Source organism: Thiohalobacter thiocyanaticus (genome assembly GCF_002356355.1).
Taxonomy (GTDB): Bacteria; Pseudomonadota; Gammaproteobacteria; order Thiohalobacterales; family Thiohalobacteraceae; genus Thiohalobacter; species Thiohalobacter thiocyanaticus_A.
Genome location: NZ_AP018052.1, coordinates 2206174 through 2220988, shown reverse-complemented (window position 1 = coordinate 2220988; position 14815 = coordinate 2206174). Strand labels below are relative to the sequence as shown.

Here is a 14815-nt window from a genome sequence, read left to right as displayed (position 1 = left end):
TCAAGATCAAGATCAAGAGCGCCACGGAATACACGGAAAGCACGGAAAAATACGAATAAAAAATTTCATAGAGGCTCCACTTGACTAATTGTCCGTCATTCCCGCGAAGGCGGGAATCCAGAAGCCATCGCGGTCAATGGATTCCCGCCTTCGCGGGAATGACGGGAAGGACAAAAATCAGAGTTTTCTTGATTCTTTAATATTTCCGTGCCTTCCGTGTATTCCGTGGCGCTCTTAAGCTGCTCCGGGCCGCCGCGCGAGCAGCACCGCCCGCCGCGACGCGGGGTGGCCCTCGACGGTGCGGGTCGGGTCGGCCGGGTCCAGGCTCTGGGCCAGGGACTCGAAGCGCATCCAGTCGGTGCTGCGCTGTTCCTCGACAGTGGTCGGGCCCTCGTCGACGCAGCGGATGTCGCGCAGGCCGCAGCGGGCCAGCCAGCGTTCCAGTTCCGCCACCGTGGGGATGAACCACACATTGCGCATGCGCGCATAGCGCCCGTCCGGAACCAGCACCCGGCCGGCGCCGCCGGGGATGACCAGGGTCTCCAGCACCAGTTCGCCGCCGGGGCGCAGGGCTTCGCGCAGCTGGATTAGATGATCCAGCGGCGAACGGCGGTGATAGAGCACGCCCATGGAGAAGACGGTGTCGAAGGTCTCGCTGCGCTCGGGGAAGTCCTCGATGCCGAGCGGCAGCACAAAGGCCCGGCCCGTATCGTAAAACCGGCGCAGGGCCTCGAACTGCATCAGGAACAGCCGCATGGGATCGATGGCCACCACCAGCGCCGCGCCGGCGCCGGCCATGCGCAGGGCGAAGTAGCCGTTGCCGCTGCCCACGTCCAGTACCCGGCGTCCGGCCAGCGGGGCGAGATGCGGCGCGATGCGGTCCCATTTCCAGTCCGAGCGCCATTCGGTGTCGAGGTGGAGACCGAAGATGTCGAACGGACCCTTGCGCCAGGGGTGCAGTTGCCGCAAGGCGGTCTCGATGCGTTCCCGGGTGGCGGCGTCGATCTCGTCCGCCGCGCCGATGCGGATGGTGGGGGCGTTCAGATCGACCTGCCGGGCGCGGATGTCGGGCAGGGCGGCGATGGCTGCCTGCCAGGCCGGCAGGTCGCCGTGGCTGTCCGGCGCCAGGCGCGGGGCGAGTGTCTGCGGCAGCGCTTCGGCCCAGCCCGCCAGCGGGGTGTCCTGCAGGGCGGCGGTCAATTCTGCAAGATCGAGCTTGAAGGATGCTTGGTTCATCGTCACGGAAATATACGAAATGACTCTGGAAACGCTGATCAAGCCACATCCGTCATCCCGGCCTGCGCCGGGATGACGGATTTATTTAACGGAGATGGATCAGGTTTGGCCTGGTTCTGCTGAATTCATCGTTGGTGTGTTAATCGTCACCATTCATTCACCCGGATCCGGCCGCTGTTTGAAGGCAATCAGATTTGTAGGTCGGGTTAGCGTAGGGTAACCCGACAGGAGGCAGATAGACTAAATGTGATTGATGTGACAGCCCACAGCGTCGGGTTACGCCCTTTGGGCTAACCCGACCTGCGAATGTCTTATGTGGCACGTCCGTGCTTTCCGTGTGTTCCGTGGCCATCGATTCATTCAGCCAGATCCGGTCGCTGCTTGAAGGCCACCAGCGAGGCGAAATTGAAGCACTGGTACCAGGGCTCGATCCAGCGAAAGCCCGCCCACTGCAGCCGCTCGCGGTGCTGTTCCAGGGTGTCCGGCACCAGCACCCGTTCCAGCGCGCTGCGCTTGCGGCTGATCTCCAGCTCCGAGTAGCCGTTGGCGCGCTTGAAGGCCAGGTGCAGGTCGGTATGGAAGGCCTGGCTGAGATCATTGGCGAAGTCGAGCTTCTCCGACACCACCAGCACCCCATTGTCGCGCAGCCCGGCGTGAATGCGCTCCAGCAGCGGCAGGCGCTCGTCCGGCGGCAGGAACTGGAGGGTGAAGTTCAGTACCACCAGCGAGGCGTTCTCGATCGCCACCTCGCGGATGTCGGCGCAGCGCACCTCCACCGGTACCGTGCCGGGATCGGCCTCGACGTGGGCGCGGCACTGCCCGGCCATGGCCTCGGCGTTGTCCACGCTGATGATGCGGCAGTCGGCATGCGGGATCTGCCGGCGCAGGGACAGGGTGGTGGCGCCCAGGGAGCAGCCGAGGTCATAGATGTTGGAACCGGGCGTGGCGTAACGCTGCCCGAACAGCCCGGTCAGGCTGACGATCTCGCTGTAGCCCGGCACTGAGCGGCGGATCATGTCGGGGAAGACAGCAGCCACACGCGCGTCGAAGGCGAAATCGACGATCATGGTCTGCTCGCCGGCGAACAGGCTGTCCCGCTCCTCGCTCATGCGCGGCCGTGCGAGGCGTCCGGCTGATCCGGGGTGTCTTCCTCTTCCTCGGCGGTCATCTCATCGAAGAAGGTCTGCCAGTCGTCGACATGCACATGCTCTTCACTGACGCAGTTGTGACGGATGCCGATGCCGGCCTCATGCACGCTATTCGGGTCGCCCGAGACCAGCGGGTGCCACCAGGCCAGGTCTTCGCCGTCGCGCAGCAGGCGGTAGGCGCAGGTCTCGGGCAGCCAGGTCAGTTCGTGGATGTTCTCCGGGGTGAGGGTCCAGCAGTCCGGCACCTTCTGCGAGCGCGTTGCATAACACTGGCACAGCGAGGTCTGGTCGTCGAAGTGACGGCAGACGATGTTGGAGTAGATCAACTCGCCGGTGTCGATGTCCTCGAACTTGATCAGGCAGCACAGGCCGCAGCCGTCGCAGAGGGATTCCCATTCTGCGCGGGTCATTTCGTCGAGGGATTTGCGGTGCCAGAAGGGGGTATCGGTCATGAGCAGGAAACAGCGGCGTCGGAAGGAGGCTGGCGGGATTATACCGCGCCTGCCCCGGACAAGGCGAGGTCGGTTGCCGGCGCTGTCCCGGCGGTGAGATCTGGGCTAGGCTTGCGGTCATGACTGCAGACAGATCGGGAGGGAAGCCATGAGTGTCAATTCGATGCCCCGCCGTGCCGGCCTGCTGGCCGCGGTGCTGGGGCTGACGCTTGCCCCGGCGCAGGCCGGCTGGCAGGACATGCTCAAGGGCGTGCTGGGCGGCGGCGGACAGGATGCGGGGACGGAAACGGCGGTGGAATCCGCCGCCGGGGCGCCGGATGCCGGGGCCATGACTCAGGCCGTGCTGGATGCGCTGCAGGTCGGGGTCCGACGGGCCGTGGACACGCTCGGCCGGCAGGGCGGTTTCCTGCAGGACCGGGCGGTGCGGATTCCGCTGCCGCAGGAACTGCAGACGGCCGAGTCGCTGCTGCGCCGGCTGGGGCAGGACCGCTACGCGGATGCCTTCATCGAGTCGATGAACCGTGCCGCCGAACAGGCCGTCCCGCAGACGACGGACATCCTGATCGACACCATCAAGGGCATGTCGGTCAGCGACGCGCGCGGTATCGTCCAGGGCGGGGACGATGCCGCCACCCGTTATTTCCAGCAGCATTCATCGGCGCAGCTGGCCGAGGTGATCCGCCCGATCGTGAGCGAGAACATGGACCGGGTCGGGGTGACCTCGCGCTACAAGCAGTTCGTCTCCCGCGCCGGCTTCCTGGAATCCTTCGTGGCCGAGGACACCCTCGATCTGGATGCCTATGTCACCAACCGGACGCTGGACGGCCTGTTCCTGAAGCTGGCGGAAGAGGAGAAGCGCATCCGCGAACAGCCGGTGGCGCGGACCACGGAGATTCTCAAGGACGTGTTCGGCTATTTCGACCGGTAGGTTACTCGTGTCTGGACGGTATTAATCCGATCATTGCATAAATTCCGGTTGCCCTAACCTCTACCGTCATCCCCGCGAAGGCGGGGATCCAGATACCGCCGTGGTCACTGGATCCCGGCCTTCGCCGGGATGACGGCTCTGTTGCGGAGGATGATGGCGCCTTTGCGTTCTTGGCGTTTACAGCACCAGGCCTGAACGCTCAGGACGCCAGCTGCAGCATCAACTCGGGGATGCTCTCGGCCGAGCCCAGGTAGGGGACGATGTGGATGTTCACGTCCGGATACTGCTGCTGCTTGCCTTCCACCTCGCCGGGGATGTCGCTGATGACATGGCGGCCGGCGGACAGGAAATAGGGCAGCACCACCACCTCGTCGGCGCCGTTCTGCACACAGCACTCGATCCCGTCCGGGATCGAGGGTTCGGCCAGTTCCAGGAAGGCGCAGTCGACCTGAGCGAAGCGCGCGCCGGCCAGCTCGCGGATGCGCGCGGTCAGTTCCCGGACTTCGTCGTTGGAGGCGGTGCGGCGGCTGCCGTGGGCCACGATCAGCAGGGCTTTCATAGGCTCGTTTTCCGATGGTTTCCTGAGTTGCAAGATACCTGAAGCCGGGACGGGAAAAAACGCTCAGTGGCTGGGGATATCCCGGACTGGAGGTAAAATTACCGTGACATTCTCTTGCTATTGCTTGTGCGTGAAAATCGTAGGTCGGGTTAGCCCGGCAGGGCGTAACCCGACGCGGCTCGCCGCCGCGTTGTCGGGTTACGCTGCCGCTAATCCGACCTGCACGTGGTATTAATCACCCCTTCTGCCACCATAGCGACAGCCCCGGGTTGTAGGTCACGATCAGCAGCCATACCAGCATGATGGCGAGAAAGGGCAGGGCGGCGCGGAACAGCAGCAGGATCGGTTTGCCGAAGCGCTGGCTGGCGATGAACAGGTTGATGCCCACCGGCGGGGTGCTGTAGCCGATCTCCAGGTTGGCCAGCATGATGATGCCCAGATGCACCGGGTGGATGCCGAACTGGGCCGCCAGCGGCAGGATCAGCGGCGTGATCACCACGATGGCCGAGAAGATATCCATCATCGCGCCCACGACCAGCAGGAACAGGTTCAGCAGCAGCAGGAACTCCAGCGGCGAATCCACATGCGTCTTCACCCAGGCCAGCAGCTGCATCGGCACCTGGGCGTCGATGAGCAGATTGGTCAGTCCCATGGCCGCGGCCAGGATGATCAGGATGCTGCCCACCAGCAGGCTGGTATCGCGCAGCAGCGGCAGCAGCTGGCGGGTGAGATTGATATTGCGGAAGATCAGGGACTCGAGCAGCAGCACATAGGCGGCGGTGCAGGCGGCGGCCTCATTGACCGTGACATAGCCGCCGAAGATGCCGACCACGATGCCCACCGGCAGCAGGATGTCCCAGACGCCGGCGCGCACCGCGCGCAGCAGTTCCGGGATGGAGAAGCCCTGGCGCGGTACGCTGCACTTGCAGCCCATGAAAATGCTGTACAGCAGCAGCATCACCAGCAGCAGGGTGCCGGGCACGATGCCGGCCAGGAAGAGTTCATCGATGTTCACGCCGGCGACGATGCCGTAGAGCAGGATGGCCAGGCTGGGCGGGAACAGCAGGCCCAGCGAGCCGGAGGAAGTCAGCAGGCCCAGGCAGAAGCGCTCGCGGTAGCCCTGGCAACTGAGCATGGGATAGAGCAGTCCGCCCAGTGCCAGGATGGTCACGCCCGAGGCGCCGGAGAAGGCGGTGAAGAAGGCACAGGCGGTGAGTGCGACCGCCGCCAGCCCGCCGGGCAGCCAGCCGAACAGGGCATTGAACAGCCGGATCAGGCGCTGCGGCGCGCCGCCGGCGGCCAGCGCCACGCCGGCGAAGGTGAACATGGGGATGGCGGTGAGGTTGGGTGAGCTGGCCAGGCGGTTCAGTTCCACGATCAGCACCACCGGATCCAGTTCCATCCGGTGGGTGGCATAGAGGCCGCCGGCCCCGAGCACCACGAACAGCGGCAGTCCCAGGGCCGCGAGCAGCACCAGTGCGGTGATCACCGCCGGTGTCACAGTCGCGGCTCCGTGCGGCGCTCGCCCAGCAGCAGGCCGAGCAGAAAATGCAGACACAGCAGGCCGAAGCCCACCGGAATGACCAGATTGAGCAGCACCTGCCAGCGCTCGTGATCGGCGGCGTACTGCCATTCGTCACGCCAGAAGCGCAGCGCGGCCTGGAACAGCAGCAGGCAGATCAGGGCACCGAGCGCCTGCAGCGGACGGAACAGGCGTGACCGCCAGGGGCTGGCCAGCCAGGCGCAGACCACGTCGATCTTGATGTGGCGGTCGCCGTCGGCGGCCAGGGCGGCGCCGAAGAAAGTGATGTAGAGGACCAGATAGCGGGTCAGGCTGTCGGCCGCCGGCAGGCCGGTGTCGAAGAGGTTGCGGGCAATGATCTGGCCCAGGGTCAGCAGGACCAGCAGCAGCAGGCTGAGCCCGGCCATGCCGGTCTCGAAGCCGACCAGCAGGCGGCGCAGCCGCTGCAGGGCTTCAGTCATGGGCGCCGTGGGCGGTTGTGGTGCCTTCGGCCGGAGTTGACCGGTACTCGGTCAGCAGTTCCCGGGTCCGCTCATACAGCGAGCGCGGGATGTAGCTGTCCTCGGTCAGTTGCGCCGCGGCCTGGTCGCGCATCTCCAGCAGGGCGTCGCGATCCAGCGATTCCGGCGGCATGACGAACTCCATCCCTTCCTCGCGCAGCACCTCCAGACTGGTGGCGTTGTCCGCGCGGGTGGCGCGGATGAGCTCGCGGCTTGCCTGCGCGCCGGTCTCGCGCAGCACCTGCTGCAACTCCGCGGGCAGTTTGTCGAAAAAGCGTTTTGCCACCACCAGGGCGCCGATGCCGTTGGCCATGGGCAGCTGGCTCATGTAGTCGAGCCGGGTGTGCCACTGCAGGGCGATGGCCGCGAGCGGCGTGCAGTAGACGGTGTCGATCAGGCCGGTGGACAGGCTGGTGTAGACATCGGTGATGGACAGCGGCACCGGGGCCAGATCGCCGGCGGCGAACATGGCCTGACCGAGCGGGTCGCCCTGCCACAGCCAGATGCGCCGCTTTTTCAGATCCTCGAAATCCTCGATGCGATGCTGGGAAAAGAAATAGACGAAGCCGACTTCCATCCAGCCCAGCAGTTCGTAGCCGTTGTCGCGAAAGCCGGTTTCGATCTCCGCCATGAGTTCGCTGCGGACGTGATCGATTTCCTCGTAGCTGTCGAACAGGAACGGGAACTCCAGCACCCGCGCCGGCGAATGGATGCTGCCGATGCCGTAGCCGGTGAAGGCGGCACCGTCGAGCTGGCGGTAGCGGATCTTGCGCAGCACGTCCGGCTCGTCGCCCTGCACGCCGCCGGGGTAGAACTTGAGTTCCAGCCGCCCCCCGCTGCGGCGTTCGATCTCCCGGCCCCAGTCCTCCAGCAGGTTCATCCAGGTCGAGCCGGGCGGGGCCAGGGTGGCGAACTTGAGGGTGTAGTCGGCGGCCTGCACGGGACCGCTGATGGTGATTGCCAGAAACAGCACAAGTGTTGCCGTCATGAACTTCATCAATACGCCGTCATCCCGGCGCAGGCCGGGATCCAGTGGGTTACCCGGCGACGGCCGGATCCGGGATCCCGGTACCGGATCGCGTCCGGCACAGGCACTGCGCCGGGATGACGGGCAGAGGGGGGCGCGAATCAGGTAAGGATAGTATGGGCGTATGCGACTCGCTGAATACATCGATAAGGCCTTTGTCGGCAGACTTCGTTTCCAGGGCATCAGAACCATTCGGCTTCACGCTCCAGCAGCCGGCGTGCGCGTTCGCGCGCGACCTGATTGACGAAGGCCAGCTGTTCAGGATCGCTTGCGGGTTCGGTGTCGAGCACATCAGTCAATCGGGCATGAAAGGCCTCGCGGTCCATGAGCTGGCGGTCGAGGAACTCGGCCTGCAGCACCTCGCCCAGCAGCATCCGGCCGCCGCTGGCGGCCCGGGCCGCGCTGAAGTGTTGCTGCGCGCGTTCGGGGTCGCCGCCCAGCATGGGCGGACGGCTGCCGTAATAGACGCCGAAGAACAGGTGCGGGCCGCCGTGGTAGTAGTCCGGATCGAGTTCCAGTGCGCGCTGCATCAGGGCCGCGGCCCGGCCCAGGCGGGCGATGCTGCGGGGATCGTCACGGTTGAGGTCGATGTGTTTGGCCCAGCAGGAGGCGGTCCAGAACAGGGCCGGAACCTGGGCGGCACCGGCCTGCTGCAGGGCCTGTTCGAGTTCGCGCAGCGGCGTGTCGAAGATGTCGGGCGTGAAGCCGGTCCGCCGCAGCGCGGAGGCACCATAATCGCGGCAACGCGCATACAGGCCGGCGGCGCGCTGCGGATCGCTCAGTTCGACGAAGGCGAAGCTGTAGCCGTAATAGCCCTCGGCGGCATACAGCTGCAGCCGGGCATTGCCGGGGTCGGCGGCGATCATGCCTTCCAGCATCTTCAGGTTGGCGGGCATGGCCGCGCGGGCCAGTTCCAGATCGGTCTCGCGGTGCATGGCGCTGATGCTCTGCTCCATCAGCCCCATCGAGGAGCGCACCACCAGCTGGTTCATGGAACAGCCGCCGAGCAGCAGCAGGGCGGACAGCAACAGATACGGTCCCCGACGACCGCTGTGAAGGCTCTTCATCTTCTCCATCCCCCGGGCCGCTGCTCAGGCGAGCAGTTTGGTCAGGATCGTTTCGTATAGTACTGACAGGCGCTCGAGATCGTCGCAGCGCACACATTCATTGACCTTGTGGATGGTCGCATTCACCGGTCCCAGTTCCAAGACCTGGGCACCGGTCGGGGCGATGAAACGACCGTCCGAGGTGCCGCCGGCGGTGGACAGCTGCGCTTCGAAACCGCAGCGCTCGCGTACCGCCGCGCGCGCGGCCTCGACCAGTTCGCCGGCCGGGGTGAGGAAGGGGGCGCCGGAATGGGTCCAGTCCAGTTCGTATTCCAGCGCGTGGCGGTCGAGCAGTTCATGCACCCGGCGCTTGAGCCCGTCGGCGTCGGACTCGGTGGAATAACGGAAGTTGAACAACAGCATCAGTTCGCCGGGGATGACATTGTTCGCCCCGGTGCCGGCCTGGACATTGGAGATCTGGAAGGTGGTGGGCGGAAAGTGGTCGTTGCCCGCGTCCCATTCGGTCGCGCACAGCTCGGCCAGGGCCGGGGCGGCCTGGTGGACCGGGTTGCGGGCCAGGTGCGGATAGGCGACATGGCCCTGGACGCCCTTGATGCGCAGTTCACCCGACAGCGAGCCGCGGCGGCCGTTCTTCATCACATCGCCCACCTGCTCGCTGCTGGAGGGTTCGCCCACCAGGCACCAGTCGATGCGCGTCCCCTGCGCCTGCAGCCACTCGACCACCTTGACCGTGCCGTTCACCGAGGGGCCTTCCTCGTCGCTGGTGATGAGGAAGGCGATGGAGCCGCGCGGTTCGGGATGGGTGGCGAGAAAGCGGTCCACGGCCGTGAGCATGGCGGCCAGGCTGCCCTTCATGTCGGCGGCGCCGCGGCCGTAGAGCCAGCCGTCGCGCTCCGTGGGTTCGAAGGGCGGGCTGTCCCAGGCCTCGAGCGGGCCGGTCGGCACCACGTCGGTGTGGCCGGCGAACACGAACAGCGGTCCGCTGTCACCGCGCCGCGCCCACAGGTTGCTGACCTCGCCGAAGGGCAGGGGGGTGATGTCGAAGCCGCGGGCGGTCAGGAATTCGGCCATCATGGCCTGGCAGCCGGCGTCATCGGGGGTGACCGAGTTGCGGGCGATCAGGTCGCGGGCCAGGTCCAGGGTGGTCATGCTCATGAGGCCAGCAGTTCCTGGTAGCGCTCGGGGCTGAAGCCCACCTCGATGCGGCCGTCGATCTCCAGCACCGGGCGCTTGATCAGGGTCGGGTTGTCCAGTACCAGCGCCTTCACCGCGTCCGGGCCGAGATCGGCACGCTGCGCCTCGGGCAGCTGACGCCAGCTGGTGCTGCGGCGGTTGATCAGGGCGACGGGGTCGAGTTGACGCAGCCAGTCATCGACCCGGCTCGGTTCCAGGCCGTCGGCGCGGAAGTCGTGGAAGCGGTAGTCAAGGCCCTGCTGGTCCAGGAAGCGGCGGGCCTTGCGCACCGTGTCGCAGGACGTGATTCCAAATAATGTTATTTTCATAAACCCTGGATAAGCTGATGAGAAATATGCCTATTGTCGCCTAATTCCGGTGGCGGGAAAAGTCTCGGCAGGGGGCTGGCGGCTCGGGGTGCAAATTCCCGGTAAAGGTTTCCCCTGATAAGTCGACAAATTGACGGAAGAGGGCCGGCCAGGCGCTGTCTGTCATGAAGGGTCCGGTTACGGCAGCGAAAATCGCGGCGGGGCGGTCCGGACCGATCCGCGTCAATAAGAATGGACAGGGACCAGTGTCCAGCCAGCTCACAGCTTCGGGTCCGAGATAATGCCAGATTCCACCCAGGTGCCTGAAACCCGTATCGCTGCGGATTTTTCCCAGCTCGATACCTTACTACAGGCCTCTCCCGCTGTCCTCTACAGTGGCAGTCAGAATCCCGGAACCCAGTCGCTGGAAGTGGACTGGGTGAGCAGCAACCTCTGGGCCCTGACCGGTTACCGGCCGCAGGAGGCCCGGGATCCGTCCTGGTGGAGTCAGCAGGTTCATCCCGATGACCTGGAGCGGGTGCAGGTCAGTTTCGCCCGCCTGGGCAAGCGCAGGGAAATCTACGCCGAGTACCGCTTCCGCTTCCGCAACACCGGTTATCGTTGGATTCGCGATCACCGCCGGGTCTGCGACCCGGAGGTCGACGGCCGCTGCCAGGTCAAGGGGGCGTGGCTGGATGTGACCGAACGGCGCGAGATCCAGACCCGGCTGCATGAGCGCGAACAGCTGCTGCGGCGCCTGGTCGAGACCGACATGGAGGGCGTGCTGGTGGTGGACGCCGAGGGCCGCATCATCGAGATCAATCCGGCCGGGCTGGGACTGCTGAGTTGCCGGGATGCCAACGAAGTCATCGGCAACAGCCTGATGCACTATGTGGCACCGCATCATCAGAAACGCTTCGTGCTGCTGGCCCGGCGGGCCGTCAGCGGTGAACCGGTCAATTACGAATTCGACATTCACGACGCCCGCGGCGAACCGATGCGGGTGGAGACGCGCTGCTCGCCGCTGTTCGACGCCCACGGCCAGATCCGCTCGGTGCTGATCGTGGCGCGCGACAGCAGCCGCCGCTCCGATGCTGCCTACCAGGCCCAGTACCTGGCCCACTACGACATGCTCACCGGGCTGCCCAACCGGGCCCTGTTCCGCGACCGGCTGCTGCAGTCCATGGCCCAGGCGCGCCGCTCCGAGACCCTGATCGCGGTGATGTTCCTGGACATGGACAATTTCAAGGACGTCAACGATACCCTCGGCCACGCCGTGGGCGATCGTCTGCTCAGGGAGGTCTCGGCGCGCATCGTGGGCTGCACCCGCGAGACCGATACCGTGGCCCGCTTCGGCGGCGACGAGTTCGGCGTGATCCAGACCAGCATGCACTCGGTGGAGGATGCCGCCGAACTGGCCGAGCGCATCGTCGATACCGTCAGCCAGCCGATCATCATCGATAATCACGAGATCCATTCCGCCATCAGCATCGGCGTGACCCTGTATCCCTTCGACGATCACCACAATGCCGACGAACTGCTCAAGAACGCCGACCTGGCCATGTACAAGGCCAAGCGCGAAGGCCGCAACCGGTTCCAGTTCTATGTCGCCGAGCTCAATCGCATCGTCCAGCGCCGGGCGACCATCGAGCGCGACCTGCGTCTGGCGCTGCAGCGCGACGAGTTCAGTCTGCATTTCCAGCCGCAGCTGTGCATCGAAACCGGTCAGGTGATCGGGGTCGAAGCGCTGCTGCGCTGGAATCAGCGCGAACGCGGGCCCATCTCGCCGGCCGAGTTCATCCCGGTGGCCGAAAGCACCGGCCTGATCATGGACATCGGCCAGTGGGTGCTGCAAGAGGCGTGTCGCCAGGTCACCGAGTGGCAGGCGGCCGGACTGCCGCCGGTACGGGTGGCGGTGAACATCTCGCCGGTGCAGTTCCGCCACCGGCAGCTGCTGGACTCGATCATGAACGCTCTGCAGTCCAGCGGCGTGGATCCGCAACTGCTGGAGATCGAGCTGACCGAAAGCCTGATCATGCGCGATGCCGACACCACCATCTCCACCCTGCGCCGGCTGCGCGAGTTGGGCGTGGAGGTGTCGGTGGACGATTTCGGCACCGGCTATTCCTCGCTCAGCTATCTCACCCGCTTTCCCATCAACAAGATCAAGCTCGACCAGTCCTTCGTGCGCGACATCCACAAGCCCGACGGCGCGGCCATCGCCCGCACCGTCATCACCCTGGGCCAGACCCTGGACATGCGCGTCATGGCCGAGGGCGTGGAGACCTACGAACAGCTGGCCTTCCTGCGCGAACACGGCTGCCACGAGGCCCAGGGCTTCCTGTTCAGCCGACCCATGCCGGGCGGGGCCATCCAGCGCCTGCTCACCGACTCGCGCGAGGACCTGCGCCTGCGCATGCTCGAGCCGGCGTTCTGACGCTTTCTTCCGCTTCTGTTCCATTCGACCGGGATACTCCCTCCCGGGCCCTTGTCCCGCCCCCCCCCGGTGCAGCGTCTGCCGGTTGAATACATGCCGTTGACCATATATACGGAATACCGTATATTCGGTCGCCATGCAGATCTCACCCGACAGCCTGTTCGCCGCCCTGGCCCACCCGCTGCGTCTGCGCGCCCTGTTGCTGCTGCAGCGGGAAGGCGAGTTGTGCGTGTGCGAACTGACCCATGCCCTGCACGTGTCCCAGCCCATGATCTCCCGCCACCTGGCCCAGCTGCGCCAGGCCGGTGTGGTCAGCGACCGGCGTCAGGGCCAGTGGATCTACTACCGGCTGCATGAGGCGCTGCCCGACTGGGCGGCAAAGGTCGTGGCGCAGACGGCGCTGGGCGTGGGCAATCAGTCTCCCTTCAGTGAGGATCACGCCGCGCTGGCCGCCATGCCCGATCGGCCCGGCAGTGCCTGCTGCGCCTGAATGAGTCGTTTCTGTGCGCCTCAGCGTCTTTGTACCCATAGGGCATAAACGTCCTCTGCGTTGCAGTCACGCTGCTCAGGTGATGAACCCGTAACGAGGTATACCCGCTCATGAACCTGCTCTTTCTCTGCACCGGCAATTCCTGCCGTTCCCAGATGGCCGAGGGCTGGGCCAGGCGGCTCGCCCCGGCGGGCTGGCACATCGACTCGGCCGGCATCGAGTCCCATGGCCAGAATCCGCGCGCCATCGCCGTGATGGCCGAGGCGGGCGTGGATATCTCGGACCAGGCATCCACCCGCGTGACCGACGCCATGCTGCAGGCGGCCGACCTGGTGATCACGGTGTGCGGCCATGCCGACGAGCACTGCCCGGCACTGCCGCCCGGCACCCGCCGGGAGCACTGGCCGCTGCAGGATCCGGCGCGGGCCACCGGGACGGAAGACGAGATCCTGGCCGTGTTCCGCGCCGCGCGTGACGATATCCGTGACCGGGTGCGTGCACTGCTGCAGCCGCTGCAGCAGGAGCAGGCACAGCAGCAGCAATGACCCGCCTGTGTGAATGGCCACGGAAAACACGGAAAGCACGGAAAGCACGGAAATATACGATTCAGCGCGTAGGTCGGGTTAGCGCAGCGTAACCCGACGGCCCGCGGCATGTTGGGTTACGGCGCTGTGCGCCTAACCCAACCTACGTTATGCCGGACATCAGCAGTTCAGAACGCAGGTCGGATCAACGCAGCGTAACCCGACATCTTCACAGGAGCGAACATGAGTAGCCAGTGCGAGACCACCGCCAGACGCGCCGCCGGCGCCGACATGGGTTTTTTCGAACGCTACCTGACCCTGTGGGTGTTCCTGTGCATCCTGGCCGGCATCGGGCTGGGGCATTTCTTCCACGGCGGCTTCCAGGTCATCGGCGGCATGGAAGTCGCGCAGGTCAACCTGCCGGTGGCGGTGCTGATCTGGTTGATGGTCATCCCCATGCTGCTCAAGATCGACCTGCGTGCATTGAAGGGCGTGCGCCGGCATGCGCGCGGCGTGGGTGTGACCCTGTTCGTGAACTGGGCGGTCAAACCCTTCTCCATGGCGCTGCTGGGCTGGCTGTTCATCGGTTGGCTGTTCCGGCCCTGGCTGCCGGCGGAGCAGATCGAGTCCTATATCGCCGGACTGATCATCCTGGCCGCTGCGCCCTGCACGGCCATGGTCTTCGTCTGGAGTCACCTCACCGAGGGCGAGCCGCACTTCACCCTGACCCAGGTGGCCCTCAACGATGTCATCATGATCTTCGCCTTCGCCCCCATCGTGGGCCTGCTGCTGGGGTTGTCGGCCATCAGCGTGCCCTGGGACACCCTGGTGCTGTCGGTGCTGCTCTATATCGTCGTGCCGCTGATCCTTGCCAACCTGTGGCGGCGCTGGCTGCTCAATCACGAACACGGCTATCTGCGCCTGCAGCGGGTGCTGGAGCGGATGCATCCGGTCTCGCTGGCGGCACTGCTGGCCACGCTGGTGCTGCTGTTCGGCTTTCAGGGGGAACAGATCATCAAGCAGCCCCTGATCATCGCGCTGCTGGCCGTGCCCATCCTGATCCAGGTCTTCTTCAACTCGGGGCTGGCCTATCTGCTCAACCGGGCGGTGAAGTCCCCGCATTGCGTGGCCGGCCCCTCGGCGCTGATCGGTGCCAGCAATTTCTTTGAACTGGCCGTGGCCACCGCCATTGTGCTGTTCGGCTTCGAGTCGGGCGCGGCGCTGGCGACGGTGGTCGGCGTGCTGATCGAGGTGCCGGTGATGCTGCTGGCGGTGCGGGTGGTCAACCGCAGCCGCGACTGGTACGAGTCCCGTGCCGGCGTGCCCGCGCACGCGAGCTGCTGCCCGCCCGGTGCGGCGGACCCCGGCGGACATTGATCACCAGTGCCGGGGGCAGGCAGGGCCGGGCTGCACTGCTACACTGAACCTGGAGAGCATCAATCCA

Annotated in this window: 15 protein-coding genes; 5 read left to right on the top strand and 10 right to left on the bottom strand. The window is 65.5% G+C overall.

The window, feature by feature from the left end; genetic code table 11:
- Nucleotides 1-234: 234 nt before the first annotated feature.
- The 3 genes from cmoB to CFK21_RS10315 form a co-directional block, all read right to left on the bottom strand.
- Nucleotides 235-1236 (bottom strand): tRNA 5-methoxyuridine(34)/uridine 5-oxyacetic acid(34) synthase CmoB, encoded by a 1002-nt coding sequence (gene cmoB / locus CFK21_RS10325; protein WP_096366579.1) that lies wholly within the window; start codon nucleotides 1234-1236, stop codon nucleotides 235-237.
- A gap of 356 nt (nucleotides 1237-1592) precedes the next feature.
- Nucleotides 1593-2345 (bottom strand): carboxy-S-adenosyl-L-methionine synthase CmoA, encoded by a 753-nt coding sequence (gene cmoA, locus CFK21_RS10320; protein WP_096366578.1) that lies wholly within the window; start codon nucleotides 2343-2345, stop codon nucleotides 1593-1595.
- Entirely contained in the window at nucleotides 2342-2836 is a 495-nt protein-coding gene (locus tag CFK21_RS10315) for a YcgN family cysteine cluster protein (RefSeq protein WP_096366577.1), read from the bottom strand. Before CFK21_RS10315 ends, cmoA begins: the two co-directional genes overlap by 4 nt.
- A 148-nt stretch (nucleotides 2837-2984) precedes the next feature.
- Here CFK21_RS10315 and CFK21_RS10310 point away from each other — a divergent pair, with 148 nt between their 5' ends.
- Nucleotides 2985-3764: a DUF4197 domain-containing protein gene (locus CFK21_RS10310; RefSeq protein ID WP_096366576.1), complete on the top strand. Its 780-nt coding sequence runs from the start codon at nucleotides 2985-2987 to the stop codon at nucleotides 3762-3764.
- Nucleotides 3765-3963: 199 nt separating this feature from the next.
- Here CFK21_RS10310 and CFK21_RS10305 read toward each other — a convergent pair whose 3' ends face one another.
- The 7 genes from CFK21_RS10305 to CFK21_RS10275 all read right to left on the bottom strand — a co-directional run bounded on the left by CFK21_RS10305 (nucleotide 3964) and on the right by CFK21_RS10275 (nucleotide 9902).
- On the bottom strand, nucleotides 3964-4323 hold the full coding sequence (locus CFK21_RS10305) for a sirohydrochlorin chelatase (RefSeq protein WP_096366575.1): 360 nt from the start codon (nucleotides 4321-4323) through the stop codon (nucleotides 3964-3966).
- Nucleotides 4324-4558: 235 nt separating this feature from the next.
- Nucleotides 4559-5824 carry a TRAP transporter large permease gene (locus tag CFK21_RS10300; RefSeq protein ID WP_096366574.1) on the bottom strand — a complete coding sequence of 422 codons (1266 nt, stop codon included), beginning with the start codon at nucleotides 5822-5824 and terminating at the stop codon, nucleotides 4559-4561.
- Nucleotides 5821-6306 (bottom strand): TRAP transporter small permease, encoded by a 486-nt coding sequence (locus tag CFK21_RS15405; protein ID WP_096366573.1) that lies wholly within the window; start codon nucleotides 6304-6306, stop codon nucleotides 5821-5823. The genes CFK21_RS10300 and CFK21_RS15405 overlap by 4 nt, the downstream gene beginning before the upstream one ends.
- Nucleotides 6299-7333: a TRAP transporter substrate-binding protein gene (locus CFK21_RS10290; protein WP_157745605.1), complete on the bottom strand. Its 1035-nt coding sequence runs from the start codon at nucleotides 7331-7333 to the stop codon at nucleotides 6299-6301. Before CFK21_RS10290 ends, CFK21_RS15405 begins: the two co-directional genes overlap by 8 nt.
- Nucleotides 7334-7554: 221 nt before the next feature.
- Nucleotides 7555-8439, bottom strand: coding sequence for a TRAP transporter TatT component family protein (locus CFK21_RS10285; RefSeq protein WP_157745603.1), 885 nt, complete (start codon nucleotides 8437-8439; stop codon nucleotides 7555-7557).
- 24 nt (nucleotides 8440-8463) lie between these two features.
- Complete coding sequence (gene dapE, locus CFK21_RS10280; RefSeq protein ID WP_197702944.1) at nucleotides 8464-9594, bottom strand: succinyl-diaminopimelate desuccinylase; 1131 nt, start codon at nucleotides 9592-9594, stop codon at nucleotides 8464-8466.
- Nucleotides 9591-9902 carry an ArsC/Spx/MgsR family protein gene (locus CFK21_RS10275; protein ID WP_369801200.1) on the bottom strand — a complete coding sequence of 104 codons (312 nt, stop codon included), beginning with the start codon at nucleotides 9900-9902 and terminating at the stop codon, nucleotides 9591-9593. Before CFK21_RS10275 ends, dapE begins: the two co-directional genes overlap by 4 nt.
- 319 nt (nucleotides 9903-10221) lie before the next feature.
- Here CFK21_RS10275 and CFK21_RS10270 point away from each other — a divergent pair, with 319 nt between their 5' ends.
- From CFK21_RS10270 to arsB, 4 genes are all read left to right on the top strand, one after another.
- Nucleotides 10222-12357 (top strand): putative bifunctional diguanylate cyclase/phosphodiesterase, encoded by a 2136-nt coding sequence (locus tag CFK21_RS10270; RefSeq protein WP_096366568.1) that lies wholly within the window; start codon nucleotides 10222-10224, stop codon nucleotides 12355-12357.
- A gap of 136 nt (nucleotides 12358-12493) precedes the next feature.
- Nucleotides 12494-12847: a metalloregulator ArsR/SmtB family transcription factor gene (locus CFK21_RS10265; RefSeq protein WP_172844290.1), complete on the top strand. Its 354-nt coding sequence runs from the start codon at nucleotides 12494-12496 to the stop codon at nucleotides 12845-12847.
- A 110-nt stretch (nucleotides 12848-12957) separates the two neighbouring features.
- On the top strand, nucleotides 12958-13392 hold the full coding sequence (gene arsC / locus CFK21_RS10260; protein ID WP_096366567.1) for an arsenate reductase (thioredoxin): 435 nt from the start codon (nucleotides 12958-12960) through the stop codon (nucleotides 13390-13392).
- Between the two features lie 270 nt (nucleotides 13393-13662).
- Nucleotides 13663-14748 carry an ACR3 family arsenite efflux transporter gene (gene arsB / locus CFK21_RS10255; protein WP_096367581.1) on the top strand — a complete coding sequence of 362 codons (1086 nt, stop codon included), beginning with the start codon at nucleotides 13663-13665 and terminating at the stop codon, nucleotides 14746-14748.
- Nucleotides 14749-14815: the final 67 nt, after the last annotated feature.

What these genes read in the sequence shown, in the direction of transcription:
- cmoB (WP_096366579.1), bottom strand. Translation starts at nt 1,236, where the DNA reads ATGAACCAAGCATCCTTCAAGCTCGATCTTGCAGAATTGACCGCCGCC.
- cmoA (WP_096366578.1), bottom strand. Translation starts at nt 2,345, where the DNA reads ATGAGCGAGGAGCGGGACAGCCTGTTCGCCGGCGAGCAGACCATGATC.
- CFK21_RS10315 (WP_096366577.1), bottom strand. Translation starts at nt 2,836, where the DNA reads ATGACCGATACCCCCTTCTGGCACCGCAAATCCCTCGACGAAATGACC.
- CFK21_RS10310 (WP_096366576.1), top strand. Translation starts at nt 2,985, where the DNA reads ATGAGTGTCAATTCGATGCCCCGCCGTGCCGGCCTGCTGGCCGCGGTG.
- CFK21_RS10305 (WP_096366575.1), bottom strand. Translation starts at nt 4,323, where the DNA reads ATGAAAGCCCTGCTGATCGTGGCCCACGGCAGCCGCCGCACCGCCTCC.
- CFK21_RS15405 (WP_096366573.1), bottom strand. Translation starts at nt 6,306, where the DNA reads ATGACTGAAGCCCTGCAGCGGCTGCGCCGCCTGCTGGTCGGCTTCGAG.
- CFK21_RS10290 (WP_157745605.1), bottom strand. Translation starts at nt 7,333, where the DNA reads ATGACGGCAACACTTGTGCTGTTTCTGGCAATCACCATCAGCGGTCCC.
- CFK21_RS10285 (WP_157745603.1), bottom strand. Translation starts at nt 8,439, where the DNA reads ATGAAGAGCCTTCACAGCGGTCGTCGGGGACCGTATCTGTTGCTGTCC.
- dapE (WP_197702944.1), bottom strand. Translation starts at nt 9,594, where the DNA reads ATGAGCATGACCACCCTGGACCTGGCCCGCGACCTGATCGCCCGCAAC.
- CFK21_RS10270 (WP_096366568.1), top strand. Translation starts at nt 10,222, where the DNA reads ATGCCAGATTCCACCCAGGTGCCTGAAACCCGTATCGCTGCGGATTTT.
- CFK21_RS10265 (WP_172844290.1), top strand. Translation starts at nt 12,494, where the DNA reads ATGCAGATCTCACCCGACAGCCTGTTCGCCGCCCTGGCCCACCCGCTG.
- arsC (WP_096366567.1), top strand. Translation starts at nt 12,958, where the DNA reads ATGAACCTGCTCTTTCTCTGCACCGGCAATTCCTGCCGTTCCCAGATG.
- arsB (WP_096367581.1), top strand. Translation starts at nt 13,663, where the DNA reads ATGGGTTTTTTCGAACGCTACCTGACCCTGTGGGTGTTCCTGTGCATC.